We start from the raw sequence: 2159 nt of genomic DNA, 5'->3' as shown, positions 1-2159 counted from the left end.
CGGGGTCGAGCAGGCCACTCCGCTGAGCGTCGAACGTCACGTCGACCCCGGCGCCGCACCGCCCGGAGCGGACGGCCAGGACGAGGTGACGCTGTCGTTCGACGCGCAGGACACCGCCCGACTGCAGGAGCTTGCACACGCACACCGGTTGACCCTCAACACGGTGCTCCAGGGCTGCTGGGCGCTGCTGCTCGGCCGCTACGCCGGCACCGACGACGTCGTACTGGGCACAGTGGTCTCCGGGCGTCCCTCCGAGGTCGAGGGCATCGAGCGTGTGGTCGGTCTCTTCATCAACACGCTGCCCGTCCGGGTGCCGCTGCCCGAGCAGAGTTCCTCGCTCGACTGGCTGCACGCACTCCAGGAACAGAACGTGCAGATGCGGCAGTACGACTACAGCCCGCTCCGGCAGGTGCACCAGTGGAGCGGACTCCCCGCAGGAGCCCAGCTGTTCGAGAGCCTCTTCGTGTTCGAGAACTACCCGGTCGAGAGGGACGCGGACGCTGCGCTGCGCTTCGAACTGAAGCGCGCGGAGGAACGCATCAACTACCCGCTCGGTGTGGTGGTGACCGTCGAGGACGGCCTCCGGGTAACGATCCAGTACGACACCGGACGCTTCGACAGGGAAACCGTCGAGCGGATGCTCGGCCACCTCCACGGCGTCTGCTCCCAGCTCGCCGGGAAGCCCGAGATGCGAGTGGGCGAGTTCACCGTGCTCACGGAGGAGGAGCGCCGGCAGATCCTCGCCCAGGGGGACCGGGACTCGCAGGAGCCGGTCGTCGATGCCGACTTCGACCTGTCGGCCTACGCAGCCGGTGCGACGAGCGCCGAAGAACGCGAACTTCTCGAGCAACTCCTCGCAGAAGTTCAGGGAACGCCGCCGAGCGATCCTCAGGACCACCCGTTGACTGCATCACCGGCTACGGAGACGAGTGACAACCATGAGTGAGCGCACTCTCCAGAAACTCGAGAACCTGTCCCCGGCGCAGCAGGAGATGCTGCGACGCCGGCTCCAGGAGATCAAGCAGCAGGCGACGCAGCCGACGCCGTTCCACGAGCTGTTCGAGGGGTGGGTCCGCCGCTCTCCCGACCGGATCGCGGTGGCGTTCGGCGACGCACAGCTGACGTACGCGGGCTTGGAGAGGGCCTCCAACCGCCTCGCCCACTACCTGCGGGAGCGGGGCGTCGGCCGGGAGACGCTGGTCGGTCTGTGCATGCCGCGTTCCCTGGAGACCATCGTCGGACTACTGGCGATCATGAAGGCCGGTGCGGCCTACGTGCCGCTGGACCCGTCCTACCCCCGCGACCGCCTCGCCTACATGGTCGCCGACGCCGACCTGCCGGTCGTCCTCACCCGCCGCTCGGCCCTGGAGGCGCTGCCCGAGTGCGACGCCCAGGTGCTGACGGTGGAGGACTTCTGGCCCGAGCTGGAGAAGCGGCCGGACACCCCGGTCGCGACGGGCGGCACCGTCGACGACCTCGCGTACGTGATCTACACCTCCGGTTCCACCGGAAAGCCGAAGGGCGTGCAGGTCACGCACCGCGGTTTCCGCCACCTCACCCAGTGGCAGTACGAGAACTACGGGCTGGAGACTCCGCAACGGGTGCTGCAGGGCACCTCTCTGAGCTTCGACATCTCGGTGTGGGAAATGTGCGCCTCGCTGCTCTCGGGCGGCACCCTGGTCCTGCCGCCCCCCGACATGCCGATGATGGGCTCCGACCTGGCCGAACTGCTCGCGGAGCAGGCCGTCGAGAACATCAGCCTCACCCCGTCGGCACTCTCCACGCTGCCCGAGGAGTCGCTGCCCCTCGTGCGGTGCATCACCGTCGGCGGCGAAGCCTGCCCGCTCGACCTGGTACGCGTCTGGGCGCCCGGCCGGTCCTTCTTCAACGGGTACGGACCCACCGAGGCCACCGTCGGTGTCTGCCTCGCCCGCTACACGCCCGACCTGGAACGCGTACACATCGGCAAACCCGTGACGGGCGCCAAGCTGTACGTTCTCGACGCCCGGAAGCGGCTCCAACCCGTGGGAGCGGCCGGCGAGCTGTTCATCGGTGGTGCGGGTCTGGCGCGGGGTTATCTGGGGCGGCCCGACCTGACCGCGGAGGCCTTCAGCGCCAACCCTTTCGACGAGACCGAGGGGGGCCGTCTGTATCGGACA

The 2159-nt window shown here is 68.8% G+C and carries 2 protein-coding genes; both read left to right on the top strand.

Features of this window, described 5'->3' with window-relative positions:
* Positions 1-946 (top strand): condensation domain-containing protein (locus tag ACL06G_RS21400; RefSeq protein ID WP_412788146.1); only part of this gene is annotated, 946 nt, incomplete at its 5' end.
* On the top strand, positions 939-2159 hold a 1221-nt coding region (locus tag ACL06G_RS21395; RefSeq protein WP_412788147.1), incomplete at its 3' end, for a non-ribosomal peptide synthetase. The genes ACL06G_RS21400 and ACL06G_RS21395, both read left to right, overlap by 8 nt.

The sequence above is a fragment of the Streptomyces callyspongiae genome, from assembly GCF_047200695.1.
Lineage (GTDB): Bacteria > Actinomycetota > Actinomycetes > Streptomycetales > Streptomycetaceae > Streptomyces.
The sequence above is the reverse complement of the archived record's forward strand: the minus strand, read 5'-3'. Positions and strand labels throughout refer to the sequence as shown.